Raw genomic sequence first — 15,532 nt, forward strand, 5'->3', positions numbered from 1 at the left:
CGCGCTGACCGCGATCACCTCTCCATTTTGAATGCAACTCTCGAGCGGACAGATCAGGCGGATCAACGCTCCGGGTACGCCAACCAATCTTCCAGCGATTCCCTCAAGCTGTCATTAACAGGATTCGAGCGGACCACAGTCAAGCCGGCCACTATAGCTTCCACCGATTCCCGATCAAGATGAAGCGTCAGGAAGTTGGACGGGTCGACCAACAGCACCTCAAGGTCAATCCCTTGATCTTTAATGACAGAGCCCACTTGGACTGCTTGATCGGCCGTCATGCCCGGCAGATCAAGGCTCCAGTAAAATTGCTTCTCAGGGGTGTTGTCATCTCCCACTTTCAGCATCCAATCTTGTTCAAGAGCGCGTCCGTGGTGGCAAGCCGAGTAGATTTCCTCCCGAGGTCGTCCACCGAGTTGGCAATCTTCCACGTTCCGCCGTTGTGTGATCCATCCCCACTGCCAATGTCCTGCGAGATGAAAGTCTTCCCGTTCGTGAAAACAGGTTGACCACGAACACGGAAGTTCGTTTTCTTGTATCCAAGATACTTAGCAAGATGTTCAGCTTGCTTGTTGGTCAGCGGCTGATTTTTACCCTGAACCTGAGTTGGTAGCGGAATATCATTGACGTTGTGAACCAGCACTGGCGCGGTGCCGGCCAGCACATAGTACGTGTGGATATCGGAAATGGTGAGGTTGTGCATGTACTGGGCGCCAGTGTAATTACGGACGCTCGCGATTCGCACCTCACTCCCAGCGCTCGAGCGCAGCCGCTCCCCCGCCACAAGCTCGGCCGCATTAACCCAGTAGCCACGGGACACGGACCAGATCGGGTGCTCCCACGTGGTCTCGACATCAGCCATCGCACCAGTGGGCAGCACCAGGACGAGCGTCGTGAGCTGCGAGTCGCGATTCAGGTGCAGGCGAGTCACCTGTTTGGCTGCAGTCACACCGGCGTGGGGATCGGTCGCCTGCACCAGGTCACCGACCTTGACGTCCCCGATCTCCTTTGTCGAACCATCCGCCATGAGTACCGGCGTGTCCCGGCTGAAGCTGTTGACCACTCTGCATGCCTCGACCACGTCATCGGCTGCCTTCGAGGCACCGGAAAGAAGATCGACGCCTTCGCCGACAACTTTTCCGGCCTTGCCCACCGGAATTGCTCCGGCGAGATCGAGAACCAGCCCGACGTAGTCGCCGTTGTCAAGCTTCTCCTTGGCGAGCGCAATGGAGTACGGAATCCCAATGCCAGGAATCCAGCTCATCCACTCGTAGAACTTGAGCTTCGATTCCTTGGCCCGGGCGTCCCGCATAGCGCAGTCGCCCTCGACCTCACACATGAAGGCGGCAAGCGACTCCTGAAGTTCAGCCGGAGTGAAGTCGGAGATGTGACACCTGAAATAGCGGTAGCCGCGGAAGCCGCCGTAGGTATCGCAGTCACCGATGTAGTGAACCGTGAAATTGATGAAGGCTTTCCGCCGCTTCTTGACTTCCTCATCACGATCCGGTTGGCCGGCTTTCGAGCCACCGCCACCGCCACCGCCGCCACCGCCGGAACCCGAGCCTCCGTCGTTTCGCTTTACGTCGTCCGGACTTGCCCGACCGGCCCAGACGTCATCCTGGATCAACCCGGTCGGGTCGCTGAACGTGATCGGCGAGTTGCCGGCGTACGCGTAGCCGTGCCACTGCTGCGGTTGGTTCTGGTCCATCAACGGGTCGACCGACACGAACCTGCCGAGCGTCGGGTCGTACTCCCGTGCCCCGATGTGGGTCAGCCCGGTCGAGTCGATGTCGCCACCGACGAAGCCCTTGCCGTTGGGCCAGGCCGCCTGGTCCCCGCGCGGTGCACCGTACGGGGTCTGGCGGCGGATCGTGACCGCCTGGGTCGCCGCGTTCACGCTGATCTGTTGGGTGCCCTGGTGGTCGCTGAACAGCCACTGCAGTCCACCGCCGTCCGAACGGCTGGCGATCGACTTGCCGGCGAAGGAGTAGTACCGGGTGGCGGTGTTCTGCGTCGCGCCGAGGTCTCGCCGGATCTCCATTCCGGGCAGGTAGAGGGTGGTGCCGGTGGCGTCTCGTCGGAGGATCCGCTCGCCCTCGGCGTTGTAGACGTGACTGGCCAGTGTGGCGCCGCTCTCGGTGACGCTTGTCAGTCGACCCTCGGCATCCCAGGCCAACGTCTGGTCGGCGGCCACACCCGGCCGGGTGGCGGTCTCGCCGGTGGCGTTGTAGCCGTACGACTTGGTCACCGGCGCCTGTCCGGGTGCCTCGGTCCGGACGGAGGTCACCGTGTGCGGCCGTACGGAGTTCGCGCCGCTGGTGGGCACCGTGTACGTGTTCGTGGTGTTGCCCGTCGAGCCGTGGCTGGTCTGGGTCAGCCGGTTGCCGATCCGGTCGAACGTCCAGTCGGTCCAGTAGGGGGCGGGTCCGCCCAGGTTCCCCACCGACGGATCGGTGGCGCACTCCACGCCGGCTCGGGGCGTCCAGGCCGAGGTCAGGCGGCGCAGCCCGTCGTACCGGAAGCACTGGCTCTCGGCCTGTCCGACCCCTGGCTTGTCGACGAGTTGCAGGATGTTACCGGCGGCGTCGTAGGAGTAGGTGCGGTCGGAGATGGTGCCGGCCGAGGTCTCCGGCTTGATCGTCGTCTGTCGGATCCGGCGGGTGTCCGTCTCGTAGACGTTGTTGTCCTCGACGTACGTCCCCCCGGCGGTCTTCCGGGTCAGGACGGTGGGCTCGCCGTACACGGTGTACTGCTGCCCGACGACGTACGACCCGACCGTCGGCAGGTTCGTGGTCAGCGTCTGCGGCAGTCCGGTCGTGCCGTCGTATCCGGTGCTCACCGTCTCCTCGGCGAGGCCGCCGGCACCGGGGTAGGTGATCGAGACTTGTGTCCCGTCGGTGGGGGCGAACCCGTACGAGTAGGTCCACTCCTGTCCCAGTCCGGTGACCGTGCTCGGAATGACGTACTGGTCCCCGATCACCTGGTAACGGGTGTTGAAGTTGATCGCCCGCCAGGTGTACGCGTTGGCCGAGCCTGCCGGTTCGTACCGGGTCGACTGGGTCAGTTGTCCGCGTACGGTGACGCCGGTGAAGAGCTGGTCGTACTTCCATTCGGCCCGCAGCTTGCCCGGCGAGACCGCGTCGTCGTACTGGCCGGTCCGGCGGCCCATGGCGTCGTAGGTGTAGACGAGCACCTCACCACGGGCGTCGACGCCCTTCTCCAGGTCGCCGTAGAGGGTGTAGGCGGAAACGCTCGTGCCCTTGTCCGGGTCACGGGACTCGATCTGTCGACCCCTGATGTCGTACTTGTAGGTCCACTCGTTGCCGGCCGGGTCGGTGATCTTCGTGAGCTGGTTCTTCCGGTTGTACGTGTACCTGACCGCGTCGTAGGCGCCGGAGACACCCGCCGGAGTGGTGTGCTGGCGTACCTCGACGTCGCGTCCCTTGAAGTCGAGGAATCTGGTGGTCGGGACGTCACCGGGGGCCGGGGTGCGGGCGATGCTGTCACCCCGGTACGACGTGCTGGTCCGCCACTTCTCCACCAGGTTCGTCACACCGTCCCCGGCGAGCGAGACCTCCGCGATCGGGCGGCTGGCGTCGTCGTACTCGGTGCGGGCGACCGCCGGCACCGACCACTCGGGCTCCCACCACAGCGTCCCCGAGGCCGTGCCCGGCTCGGCATGCGCCCCGTACGCGACGGCGGTCCGCCCCCAGCGGTCGTAGATGGTGTCGGTGACGAGACGACCGCCGCCGATCCCGGAGGACTGGGTCTGCCGGGGCCGCAACATCGCGTCGTAGATCTGATACGTCGTCTGGTAATTGCCGGCGGCGTTCAGAGTCTCGGTCCTGACCGACGAGTAGTCGGACCGGGTCGGTGAATAGGCGTACACGTAGCGGACGGACGGCTTCTGCGGGTTGTCCGCCTTCGACCAACCCACCTTCCAGACCTGAGTCGTCCGTCCCAGGCCGTCCAGGGTCACCTCGGCCACGCGGGAGTTCACGTCGGTGGTCTTCCAGGCCGTCCCCCAGTACCGCGACACCTCCTCGTGACTCGTCCAGTTGAACCCGCTCTTGATGGTCTTGCTGACCCTGGTCACCGGCCCGCCCACGGCCGGCGTGTACGCGGTCGCGGTGGTCACCGACCGTGCGTCGGTCGTGGTGACCGCCCGTCCGAAAGCGTCGTAGGTGGCCTGGCCCTCCGTCTGGAAAACCGTGCCGGTCGTGGCCGTCCAGTCGCGCAGTTGTTCGGTTCGGGAGATGGAGCCGTAGGTCGGCGCGGTGTCCGCGCTGGCCGCACCGTCATAGCTGTAACGGGCGTCGGCCACGACGTCGCCGGCGCTGACCGGTGCCGTCCCACAGGGCAGGGCGTTCGTGGTGACCCGTTTCAACAGCCCGGTCTGGTTCCTGCCCAGGTTGCGGTTGTAGGTCTGGGTGACACACTGCTCGTCACCGGCCACGTCGACGTCGCCGTCGTCCTGGGTCCAGTCGAGGGTGCCGTGGGTGTCGTCGAACGCCGACGTGGAGCGGGTGACCCGCCAGCCGGCCGCACCGTCCGCGCCGAGCGCGGTCGCGGAATAGGTCAGCCGGGTGTTCGTGAAGCGGGCCGTGACCAGGTCGTTGTTGATCGTGCGACTGGCGGTCGGCGGGGACTGCCAGGGTACGTTCACGGTCCTGCTGACCGGCTTGTTGAGGTCGCCGTTGTAGACGGTCTCCTCACGCACCGAGCCGGCGAACCAGTCCTCGTCGTGAACGGTCTCGTTGCCCAGCGAGGCGCCGACGGTCACCTGTCTGGTGCCGCCCGTGGGACTGGAGCGGTCACCGTGCATCCCGCGCAGATACTTGGTGACGGTCAGGGTCTTCCGGCCGTCGGTGTCGCCGACCCGGGTGGTGACCTCCGAATAGCCCCGGAACTGGTTCCAGGTCTTGTGCTTCGGCTTGATCAGACCGTCGTCGTCGGAGTAGTGCCAGGCCGGGTTGCCACCGTACGAGTAGGTGGTGAACTTCGGCGGCGCCTGGTGTCCACCGGCGAGTTGCACGTCCGACTCGGACACGTGGCGTACCACGTACTTGTGCCACCACTCCGTCAGCAGCGCGTCCTCGGCACCGTTGGGGTCGGGTCCGATGACCGGATAGCAGAGCTTGGTGTTGGTGTGTGCTCCACTCGGAACGTTGTCCTTGTGGCATTCCGGCAGGCTGTAGGTGACCTGGATCTTCGCGCCCGTCTCGGTGACGATGTTGGCGATACGCTGCCAGTTGTTCGTCGTGTTCGAGTCGGTGAGGACCCGGTTCGGCATCGCGGTCGGCTCGAACGTGATCGGCGGCAGGGTGACGGCCGTGCCGACGTGACCGGTGCGTGCGATGGAGGCGAGCCACAGCCCCGCGTTGGTGCCGTCGCCGGGCGACGGGAACGTGTGGGTGAGGGTCCAGGAGTCGACGTCCTGCCAGTCCGGGGTCGCCTTCGTCGTGTCCCAGACCCGGGTCGTGACCTTCGCGAGTCGTTTCGTGGTCCAGAAGGTCGGGGAGAAGTTGTCGCCGCACTCCGACCCGGTGCACTCCTGGTCCCATGGCACGTCCGGCCAGTTCGTCGCGTTGTGGGTGCCGCAGTTCGACGTCACACACCGGTCGGCCGGCGTGAACAGGACCTGGGCGATCGGGGTGGTCGACCGGTCGCTGGTGCCACGGTCCCAGGTGCCGTAGTCGATCCGGCGGATCATCCCGCCCCGGACGTAGGAGACGTCGGACGCCGCGGTCAGGTTCTGCGCGTACTTGTTGTTCTCTCTGTCGTACCAGTACGACATCGTGTTGCCGCGCGGGTCGACGACGTAGTCGAGGTTCCATCGCCACGCCTGGGTGCAGTCCGAGTCCAGAAACTCGTTGGCGTGGCAGGGCTCGTTGTCGTGGTTGCCGAACACGGGTGCGGTCCAGGTCGAGTTGGTGCCACTGCTCTGGCCGGGCAGGCTGTTCAACCCGAAGTAGTACTGGACCCCGTCGGTGGTGGTGACCCGCCAGTGCTCGCCGTTGTTGTCGCCGTTCGAGGCGTTCGCCAGCTTCTCGATCCTCGCGCCCTGCTCGCTGCGCGAATGCCAGCCCTTGCCGTCCTGGAACACCAGTTCCGTACCGGTGCCGTTCAGGGTCATGGTGGCGTTGTCGGAGCGCCAGCAGAGATCTCCGGTCTTCTTCTCGTTGTTGGCGCCGGGGGTCTTGTCGTCGCTGCACGACACATAGCTGCGCTCGATGTAGCCGGGCCAGTAGTCGAAGCCCTCGCCGACGAATGACGGTTGGTTGTTCGTGGCGGCCGACCGTCCGTCGACGCTCGCCGACGAATAGGCCAGCGAGACCGTTGGGCTGGGGCCATTCAGCCCCGGCGGGGTCCGCATCGGGTACGCCCAGGAGAACCCGCCGGTGGAGCCGCCGCCGGTCCAGGTGGCCGACGCTGACAGCGAGGTGGCGGTGAAGTCGCCCGCCGACCCCTTGGCGTCGGCCGCGAGCGCGACCACGCTGCCGCCGGCCGTCGACACCTCGGCGGACACGCGACCGGTCACGGTGTCGTTGCGGGAAGGGAGGGGGCTGGCCTGGCAGCCCGGAGCATCCGGTGTGGTCAGGGCACAGGGCGGTAGCTGCCACAGCCGCAGACGGTCAGCCCAGCTACCTCCGTACGCATGGCGGAATTCGTTGTAGTCGACGGACAGGTTGACCCTCGCCGGTCCGGCAGCCCGTTGCGCACCGCCCACCTGGAGGACCACGCCGTCCCGCCAGGTCGGTGCAACGGCGTCGCGACCGACGATCTCGACAGTCACGTCGGTCGGGTCCCCGCTCGCGGAACCACCGGCCCGGTTCACCCAGACCGGAAGCTGACCAACCCGTACGCCTGGTGTGCCCGAGGTGTCCGCGCGCCCGGTCCCGAGCGAGGCCGCTGCCCGGCCCGCCTTGGGCCACACCGGCGGCGGGGCCGGCTTGCCCGCCGGGGCCGGTGTGGGCCAGGCGATCCCGCGTACCTCCCCGCCGTGCTTGTCCACCGGGTCGGCCTGCGACCGCAGGCGCTCCGGGGCGGCGAGCGCGCCCGCCGTCGCCGGCGATGCCACAAGCATCGACCCCGCTACCACCGCGGTGACGATGGCGGCGAGCACCTGACGAGGTCGACCCGGTGGCTTGGCACCCGAGCCTCGTTGACGCGGACCGTTCACTGGATCCTCCGGAATAAGGGGTCGACGAGGTCGGGTGTGGGACCGGAACCGGTCACCGGTCCGGCGGTTGACCGGCGCTCAGGACTGGAGCTGTGCCTGTGCCTGTGACTTGTGTAGTTCGGAAACCGCGGTGTCGGTCAGGGCGCCCTGGTAGACCAGCAGGTCGTCCAGGCCGCCCTGGAAGTAGTCGACGAGGCGGGGCTGCTCGCCGGGGCCGGTGAACAGCGCCGCCCCCACTGTCAGCGGCCCCGTCGCGCGGAACACCCCGGCGCAGGGCGTGGACTTCTCCAGGACGCCGTTGACGTACAGCCGGATCTCAGCGGCCTGGGCGTCGTAGACGCCGGCCAGGTGGGTCCAGGTGCCGATGTCGTCCTCGGTCAGCAGCCGGTTTCCCTCGGCATGGACGCGCACCGGCGTGACGTCGTCGTCCGCACCGCCCACTGTGAACCGCCAGCGGTGCTCGCTCGCGCCGCTGGCGAGGCGGTACTCCCGTAGGGAGAGGTAGAAGGCTGACTCCTTGGTGCCCCGCTGCCCGGCCGCGGTGAAGGTACGGGGCTCGAACTGGTCCGGGCGTACCCAGACCGAGACGGTGAACGAGTCGTCGGTACGTAGCACCGGGGTGTCCTGCCACTGCGGCGGGCTGCCCTCGGCGGCCAGGTTTCGCTGCGACCAGCCGTACTCCAGCGTGGACAGGCCGAAGTACGGGTCGGCCGGGTCCTCCACGAAGTGGCGCTTGTCGAGCATCAGGCCGCTGTCGCGGTAGCCGGCGTCGACCGTCGCGCCCTGGGTCAGACTCAACCGCCGGCCCCACGTCGCTCCGTCCGGTGCCTCGCAGGTGGACGGGATGCCGACCTGGTAACAGGGCCTGGCGGCGTTCATGTCCCAGCGTCCGACCTCGATCGGGGCGAGGATGCCTGGTTCGTCGAAGCCACCGGAGTACTCGTCGGTGGCGAGTTGGCCGGTGAAGTCGTGGTCGACCAGCACCCGGTTGAACACCTGCACGTCGGCGATGTTGCCGGTCCACCAGTTGGACGGGAGACCCGCCGCGAAGCCTCGACCGACCACGAACTTACCGCTGGTGGGCCAGGGCGCCGCGACGTAGTCGGTCTCGGCCACCCGTACGCCGTTGACGTAGAGCCGCAGTTTGCCGGCGGTCCTGTCGTAGACACCGGCCAGGTGGGTCCAGCGTGCCGCCTCGGCCGCGGTGAACGGGGTCGGGGCGATCGCCACCCGGCTCGCGCTGGTCTGCGCCGAGGTGTCCTTCATGACGAACGACCAGTGCGGGACCTGCGGGGTGCCTTGCCGGCGTACGCCGAACTCGAACCGGGCGGCGTCGGTGGCGTCCTGGGTGAGCACCTTCATGTCGCTGGTCGGCAGGACACCCGGCCTGACCCAGGCGGCCACGCTGAACGAGTTGGTGGTGTCGAGCACGGGAGCCGCGGTGGCGGCCTGTGAGGTGGTGCCGTTGAACGCGGCGCTGCCACCGCCGAGAAGCCGGGCGTCGGCGGCCCAGCTGACGTTCGTCGGGGCCAGCGGGGTGTCACCGGCGACCGCGCCCTGTTGGTCGGCGAGCGCCTGGCCCTGCGTGACACCCGGGTAGGTTTCCAGCCCCCAGCGGGCGATCGCCGGGGAGGGACGGTCGACGACGAACTCGACGCTGCCATACCCCTCGTTGCGGGTGGCGTCGACGGCCGAGACGTACAGCGTGTTCTGGCCGTACTTCGGGGGCCGCAGCGTCACGGTGGCGCTCTTCGGGGTGCCGGTTGCGGTCACCACCGTGGTCGGGCCGGTCCAGCCGTACTTGAACGACGTGGCGTCGGTGGCGGCCGACTCGATCCGGAAGGTGACCGGTTCGCCCGGCCCGCCCGGCGAGCCCTGGAGCGTGACCGTGACCGGGGGAACGGTGGTGTCGGCGGTGAACTGGCACCATGGCGACCAGCCGCTCCACCGCGAGTACGGTGCCGGGTCGACGGCGGTCACCCGGTACGCGTACGTCTTGCCGGTGACGACGGCCACGGCGGCGGCGGTGGCCCGGCCGTTCGCGGGTGCGGACGCGGTCGGCGGCCGGGTCAGCCGGGTCGGGTACGCGTCGGTGACGGTGCCGATGCCGGCGGCCGGCACCTCGATCCACTCGTAGGTGCCGGTCAGGCTCTGGGTGGTGTCGGCGTCCGGGTAGACGGCGGAGAACTTCGGAGCCAGCGTGCCGATCGGCAGTACGCCGTCGGGCAGGCAGGCGACACCGGCGACCTGGAGACCGTTCGGCTTGCCCGGGATGGAGTCGTAGTCGACGACCAGCTTGGCGTCGTTCGGGAAGAACTTCTTCCACCGGCCCTGGGTGGACTCGCCGTCGCCGGCGCTGTCCCGGGCGGCGAAGCCGACAGTGATCGCGGTGCCGCCGGCGCTGGCGACGGCCTGGACCTTCGAGGTCACCACGCCGGACTCGAAGTTCATGGTCATGTCGGGTTGGATGACACCGCAACCACCCGCCTCGTTCGCGTGCCCGGGCGCACCGTCCATGATCGCGTTGAGCTTCATCTTCGACCAGGTCGCCTGCATGGCGTGGTCGATCGCCGGCACGTGGTACATGTAGGCCCAACTGTCGTCACACGACCATGAGTGGTCCAGCTTCATCTGCACGTAGGCGCTCTCGATGTGCTTCCCCTTCATGGCGGTCAGGGGGAACTGGAAGAACGACCGGTAGAGCTGCCCCTGGCAGGGCCCCTCCGGGCTCAGCCCGACCCGGGCCACGCTGACGTCGGAGTTGGAGCAGCCGTTGTTGGTCGCGTACGCCCAGCGGTTCTGCTTCACCGACCAGGCCGGGTCGATGAAGACCGGGAAGTCGCCCGCGTCTGCGCCGAGCATGGCCGGGTCCGGGGTCAGCAGCAGGTCACCGGTGGCGTCCACTGCGGTTTCCACCCGTACGGTCCGCGCGGTCGCCGCCGGTCCGTCGACCGAGGAACGCTCGGCGGGCACCGAAGCCACACCGGCCCTGCCGGCGATCGTCGTCTGACCCGCGGAGTTCCACATCGTCGCCGGTGTGGCCGTGGCGAAAGCCGTGGCGCCGACGTCGGCCCGCAACGACCCGTCCGGCAATCGGACCGCCCGCGCGTCGCCGCCCAGGTCGAATCGGATCTGGCGCAGCGCCGGGTTGGCAGCCGCCGTGGCCGTCTTCACCACCAGCACGTGGGTGAAGCCGGTCCGGGTCGCCTGGACCGCGAGGTCGACGCCGGGCAACACCTCGGGGTACGTCGCGGTGTCGCCGGTGAGCGCCGGCGCCGGCAGCGCGGCCGGCCAGCCCACCGTGAGGGTCTTCCCTTCCCTGGTCAGGGTTGCCAGCGGAGCCGCCCCGCCACCGGAGAACGCCACCTCCGCCGCCGACGCGGCCGGCCGTACCCGTCCGTCGGAGCCCCGGGCGAGGTCGAGGTCGACGTCCACCCAGGTGCCGTCCGCGCGGCGGGTCCACTGCGGAACCACCCCGGACTCGAACCTGAGCCGACCGTCCGGTTGCGCCGTTACCTGCGCGTACTCGGAGCGGGACGAGCCGACCACCACCGGCCGGGCACAGTCCTTCGCCACGGCCAGTGCCTGCGCCGGGGAGGCCGCCTCCGCCACGCAGGGGGCAGCGGCGGGTGCCGCGGCGGCCGGCCGTTCGGCCAACACCGGCATCCCCGCCGCCGGCATCAGTAGCGCGGTGGCGGCGGCGAGCCAGCGCAGCCGCACCAATCCGAGCCACCCGTTGGGCCCGCTGCGGCTGCGCAGCCCACCCACCTCTGCTGGGTCGGCGGCGGCGTGACCTACATCGACAGACATGGCAGCTCCAACCGACCAGGCCATGCCTGGTCGTTGTTAGGCGAGATCGGGATTTCGTGAGGTGCGGGATGGTCGCGGGAGCGACCTGGCGACTGGGCCGCCATCGAAACCGACGGAACCGGGGCTGGCACTCGGGGTCGGTGACGACCGCTCGGCGGGCCCGTGTCAGCGCCCGACGCGGATCGGCGGCGTGCAGGGCGTTGACTACGGAATCAGATCGGGCACAACCCGGGTCGCCGTACGTGGAGACGAACGTTCGGCCGGCGCAGTGGGCGTCAGCGGCCTGGATCGTCCAGTAGGCAGTCGTCTCTGGCGGACAGTGGCACGAGAGACATCCGTTGGATACATCATTCACCCCCGTGAATTGATGTGGCCAACGGTATGGGACGTAGACAACGGGGGTCAATCCCGATGGCGGCACGAGGAGTGACGGAGGTACGACAGCTCGACCGAGCAGCGGACGGCCGGCCCGCCGGGTGGGGTCAGCAGTTGGTCGCCGTGGTGGTGTGCGCAGGCCTGATTCACCCGGCCCACGGCCTCGTTTCGAATGATCGGGAACCGCACCAGCATTTCGTGCGGTATCTGCTCGACGAAATCTCGAACCTTGTCGGACATGCGCAGTTGCAGCTCCACGGCATACTCCCTCGCCTCGCCTCGCCTCACCGCATCCGGCCGACACTTGCGCTTGACGGATACGTCGACGATCTGCTTATGTCGATGACATGACTAGACCCTCCGCTCCGATGCGCGAGCCCACGTACTTCATCCTCGCCGCGTTGCAGGACGAGCCGTTGCACGGCTACGCCATCGTCAAACGCGCGCAGGAGTTGTCCGACGGGCGAGTGCGGTTGACGACCGGCACGCTGTACGCCGCACTCGACCGGCTCAACGGTGAGGAGATGGTGCGGGTGGCCGAGGAGACGGTGGTCAACGGTCGTGCCCGTCGCACCTACGAGCTGACCGAGCGCGGGTTGTCCGCACTGCACGATGAGGCGACGCGGCTGATCGCTGCGGCTCGGGTCGTTCGAGACCGCTCCGTACGGTCGACGGCCGCGACGGTTCGGACGGCGCCGGCATGACCGGCCTTGAGCGCCGCTACCGGTGGCTGCTGCGCGCGTACCCTCGGGCCTATCGGCAGTACCGCGCCGACGAGATGCTGGAGACGCTGCTGGTCGCGGGCGAGACGGACCGGAGGCACCCGAGGCTTCGGGAGTCCCTCGCACTCGTGGTGGGAGGTCTGCGGGTCCGCTCCGGCGTAGACCAGCTCCGCTCCCGGGACACCTTGCGACACTCCGCCCTGCGATCGATCGCACTGTCCCTGCTCGTGTGCGGCGTCGCCCTTACGGCCCTGCCCCTCACGTGGCGCGTATGGCTGCTGCTGCCGGGTAATTCCGCCAACTTCCTGTATGAGCGAAGCTCGGTCACGCCCACATTGCTGCTTCTCGCGCTGACCGCCGCGGTGTGGGCTCGCTACCGCCTCGCACTCCCCATAACCATCGGCGCCTTCGGCTGGGAGGTCTGGTACTCCGCAGCGAATGACCTGAGATACGCAGTAGAGCCATGGGCGAGGTACGACGACGCCTTGGGGCTCCGGACAGGTCTCTACCTGATCATGCAAATCTCTACGTGGATATGCTTGTTAGCCGTGTTAACAATGGTGGCACTACTTCGAGCGCGCCAGCCACGGGCCACGCGACCATGGACCTGGCTTCTCGGTGCCACGATGGCTATAGCGTTCATAACGCCCAATCCGCTCAATGGCTGGGCAGGCGGGTTGACCCTACCGGTCATCATGGCCGCCGGGCTGGTGGCGGCCCTCGTGGGCGCAGCCTTTGATGTGCGGGTATCGATCGCGGCCAGCGCGGTCCTTCTGGCACTAATGCTGCCCATGCTGGCCTATCAGCCGACCAATTGGACGCTCTACGGTTGGGACTGGAGCCCGCGAAACTTACTCCTCGAAGCCGTGGTTGGGATTTTCGCAATCAACTTCACAGTCAGCAGAGTGGCCGCCCGCCGGCAAGTCACCATATGACGGTGTGGTCGCTACATAGGCTCCTGACGGCGGGCGTCGCCGTCATGGGCGCACTCTTTCTCCACATCACACTGCACGGCCCGAAAAATTCGGTCCGTGCCGTCCGGGACGAGGCAGAACCTACCGAGGCCGTCGCCGTCCGCTGACCAGACGCGAGTCGGGCGCACAGCGCGCGAACCGCCCCTGTCTCTGGCGGGTGTCCGCACCAGGATCGCGCGGAGCGTCGCCGTCCGACCGGGCGCGATCACCATTGAACGACGCCCCGAGCGGAGCGGCGAGGGTGATCGCGCGCGACGGGGGTGGGGTTGGTGTCCCTACGCCCGTACACGCCTGATCAGCACCGACTTGGCGCTCGACGCCTGGCTCAACCGGCTGCTGATCGGCGTGATGGTGGGGTACGCGGCGCTGGCGGCGGCCACCACCATGGTGATGGCCGCGCTGGCCCGCCGCCGTGAGTTGGCGTTGCTCCAACTGGTCGGGGTCACCCGCCGTCAGATTCGAAGGATGGTCCAGGCCGAACAGGCCGGGCTGCTCGGCACCTCGGTGCTGATCGGCGCGACGATCGCGGCGCTGACCCTGAGCGCGATCGTCAACGGACTGACCGGCAGCCCGATCCCGTACGTCCCGCCGCTCGGATGGGTGGCGGTGCTCGGCGGCACGACACTGCTGGCGTTGGCAACCACTGTGTGGCCCGTCCGACGGCTACTCAGCGCACCCCCGATCGACGACATCGGTGTGAAGGAGTAGGCGTCGCGGTGCGAATATCGGCGACCGTGCTCGCCCTGTCAGCGGCAGAGGCGGATGGTGTCGAACTACGGGAGTTCCGTCAGGATCGGTACATGGCGGCGAGGGTGTGGTTGTCGTCATCGCCAACCACTCCCCCCGTGCGGCAAGGGCGGCGGTGGGCGTGGGTCAGGGGGTGACGGGGAAGTGCCAGTTCTGACTTATATAAGTAGTGCCTGGTATGGTTCTGAGTCGTGCACGCGTTCGACATCCTCGGAGACCCGGTGCGCCGGCGCATCCTGGAGCTGCTCGCCGACGGTGAGCAGACCTCCGGCGCGATCACCGACGTGATCCGGGCCGAGTTCACACTGTCCCAGCCGGCCGTCTCGCAACATCTGCGCGTTCTGCGCGAGAACGGGTTCGCGTCGGTCCGGGCCGAGGGGGCTCGCCGGTTCTACGCCGTCGACCCCACGCCGCTGAGCGAGGTTGACGTGTGGTTGGACCGGTTTCGCAGGTTCTGGGATCAGCGGCTCGATGCCCTGGGAACTGAGCTGGCCCGTGGCAGGCGTGCATCCCGGACCCCGGGTGTTGGCAAGGCCGATCCGCCAGCGAAAGGAACATGACATGAAGGATGTACTGGACGAACTGGCCGCTGCGCGCCGGACGATGGGCGCAGCGACCCTGTCCGGCGGCGACGCGTACACGATTGAGCTGCGGCGTTGCTACGACGCACCGGTCGACGAGGTGTGGAACGCCATCACCGACCCCGAGCGGCTGGGCCGCTGGTTGAAGCCGATCACCGGCAACCTTCGGCTCGGGGGGTCGTTCGAACTGGACGGCGGTGAGCACGGCGAGATCCTCCGGTGCGACCCGCCGCGGCGGCTGCGGGTGTCCTGGCTCTTCGGTCCGGAGGCCGACGAGTGGCCGGGTACGAGCGAGGTCGAGGTGCTCCTGTCCCCGAGCCCTGCCGGCGGCACCGAGTTCGAGCTGGTCCACGCAGCGGCAGTCGGCGAGCCCATGTTCCCGACCTACGGCCCCGGTGCCGGTGGTGTGGGCTGGGACCTGCATCTCCTCACCCTGGCCCGATTCCTAGCCGACGGCGAGGCCCTCGATCACGAGGAGTTCGAGACCTCCCCCGCGGGCCGCGAGTTCGCCAGGCGTAGCGCTGTGGCGTGGGGCGAAGCTCACCTGGCCGCCGGCGGCGATCCGGATCACGTGGCGGCCGCGGTCGAGGCCACGACCGCGTTCTACGTCCCCGGAGGCAACGAGCGATGAAGTACACCACCTCGATCGAAGTAGACCTGCCCCGCGAGAAGGTGGTCCGGCTGATCTCCGACCCGGCGCAGGTGCCAAAGTGGCTGCGGGGCCTGGTGCTGCACGAGCCGATGAACGGGGCGCACGGCCAGCTCGGGACCACCTCGCGAGTCGTGTTCCAGATGGGGAAGCAGAGGATGGAGGCCACCGAGACCATCACGCGCGTGGATCCCACGGATCTGCACGCCATCCCGAGCTCGGTCGTCGTGCACTACGACCGCGAGATCGTCGGCGAGGGCATGTGGCAGGCCCAACGCGACCGGTTCATCGACGCCGGTCCGAACACGACACTGTGGGAGAGCGAGAGCGAGTTCCGGTTCGACGGACTCCTGATGCGGCTGGTGGCGCTGCTCATGCCTGGCTCGTTTCGCAAGCAGTCGCGGCAACACATGCAGGACTTCAAAGCGTTCGCCGAGCAGGGGACGGACGTCCGCCGAGGGCCGAACTGATCTGTCGCAGCCAGCAACAGG

General features: G+C 67.8%; 10 protein-coding genes. 6 read left to right on the forward strand and 4 right to left on the reverse strand.

Annotation, left to right across the window (positions count from 1 at the left end):
- Window positions 1–62 precede the first annotated feature (62 nt).
- The 4 genes from AB0C19_RS01710 to AB0C19_RS01725 form a co-directional block, all read right to left on the reverse strand.
- Window positions 63–347 carry a hypothetical protein gene (locus AB0C19_RS01710; RefSeq protein ID WP_357177847.1) on the reverse strand — a complete coding sequence of 95 codons (285 nt, stop codon included), beginning with the start codon at window positions 345–347 and terminating at the stop codon, window positions 63–65.
- Window positions 341–7,183: an RHS repeat-associated core domain-containing protein gene (locus AB0C19_RS01715; RefSeq protein WP_357177850.1), complete on the reverse strand. Its 6,843-nt coding sequence runs from the start codon at window positions 7,181–7,183 to the stop codon at window positions 341–343. Before AB0C19_RS01715 ends, AB0C19_RS01710 begins: the two co-directional genes overlap by 7 nt.
- Window positions 7,184–7,261: 78 nt before the next feature.
- Window positions 7,262–10,993, reverse strand: a complete 3,732-nt coding sequence (locus AB0C19_RS01720; protein ID WP_357177853.1) for a LamG domain-containing protein — start codon at window positions 10,991–10,993, stop codon at window positions 7,262–7,264.
- 402 nt (window positions 10,994–11,395) lie between these two features.
- Window positions 11,396–11,626, reverse strand: a complete 231-nt coding sequence (locus AB0C19_RS01725) for a hypothetical protein (RefSeq protein ID WP_357177856.1) — start codon at window positions 11,624–11,626, stop codon at window positions 11,396–11,398.
- 110 nt (window positions 11,627–11,736) lie between these two features.
- Here AB0C19_RS01725 and AB0C19_RS01730 point away from each other — a divergent pair, with 110 nt between their 5' ends.
- The 6 genes from AB0C19_RS01730 to AB0C19_RS01755 all read left to right on the forward strand — a co-directional run bounded on the left by AB0C19_RS01730 (window position 11,737) and on the right by AB0C19_RS01755 (window position 15,511).
- Complete coding sequence (locus tag AB0C19_RS01730; RefSeq protein ID WP_357177859.1) at window positions 11,737–12,072, forward strand: PadR family transcriptional regulator; 336 nt, start codon at window positions 11,737–11,739, stop codon at window positions 12,070–12,072.
- Window positions 12,069–13,025, forward strand: a complete 957-nt coding sequence (locus AB0C19_RS01735; protein WP_357177862.1) for a hypothetical protein — start codon at window positions 12,069–12,071, stop codon at window positions 13,023–13,025. Before AB0C19_RS01730 ends, AB0C19_RS01735 begins: the two co-directional genes overlap by 4 nt.
- A 345-nt stretch (window positions 13,026–13,370) precedes the next feature.
- Complete coding sequence (locus tag AB0C19_RS01740) at window positions 13,371–13,772, forward strand: FtsX-like permease family protein (protein WP_357177865.1); 402 nt, start codon at window positions 13,371–13,373, stop codon at window positions 13,770–13,772.
- A 230-nt stretch (window positions 13,773–14,002) separates the two neighbouring features.
- Window positions 14,003–14,371, forward strand: coding sequence for a metalloregulator ArsR/SmtB family transcription factor (locus AB0C19_RS01745; protein WP_357177868.1), 369 nt, complete (start codon window positions 14,003–14,005; stop codon window positions 14,369–14,371).
- Window position 14,372: 1 nt separating this feature from the next.
- Complete coding sequence (locus AB0C19_RS01750; protein WP_357177871.1) at window positions 14,373–15,023, forward strand: SRPBCC family protein; 651 nt, start codon at window positions 14,373–14,375, stop codon at window positions 15,021–15,023.
- Complete coding sequence (locus AB0C19_RS01755; RefSeq protein ID WP_357177874.1) at window positions 15,020–15,511, forward strand: SRPBCC family protein; 492 nt, start codon at window positions 15,020–15,022, stop codon at window positions 15,509–15,511. Before AB0C19_RS01750 ends, AB0C19_RS01755 begins: the two co-directional genes overlap by 4 nt.
- The last annotated feature ends 21 nt before the right edge of the window (window positions 15,512–15,532 follow it).

Source organism: Micromonospora sp. NPDC048842 (assembly GCF_040649935.1).
Classification (GTDB): Bacteria; Actinomycetota; Actinomycetes; order Mycobacteriales; family Micromonosporaceae; genus Micromonospora; species Micromonospora hortensis.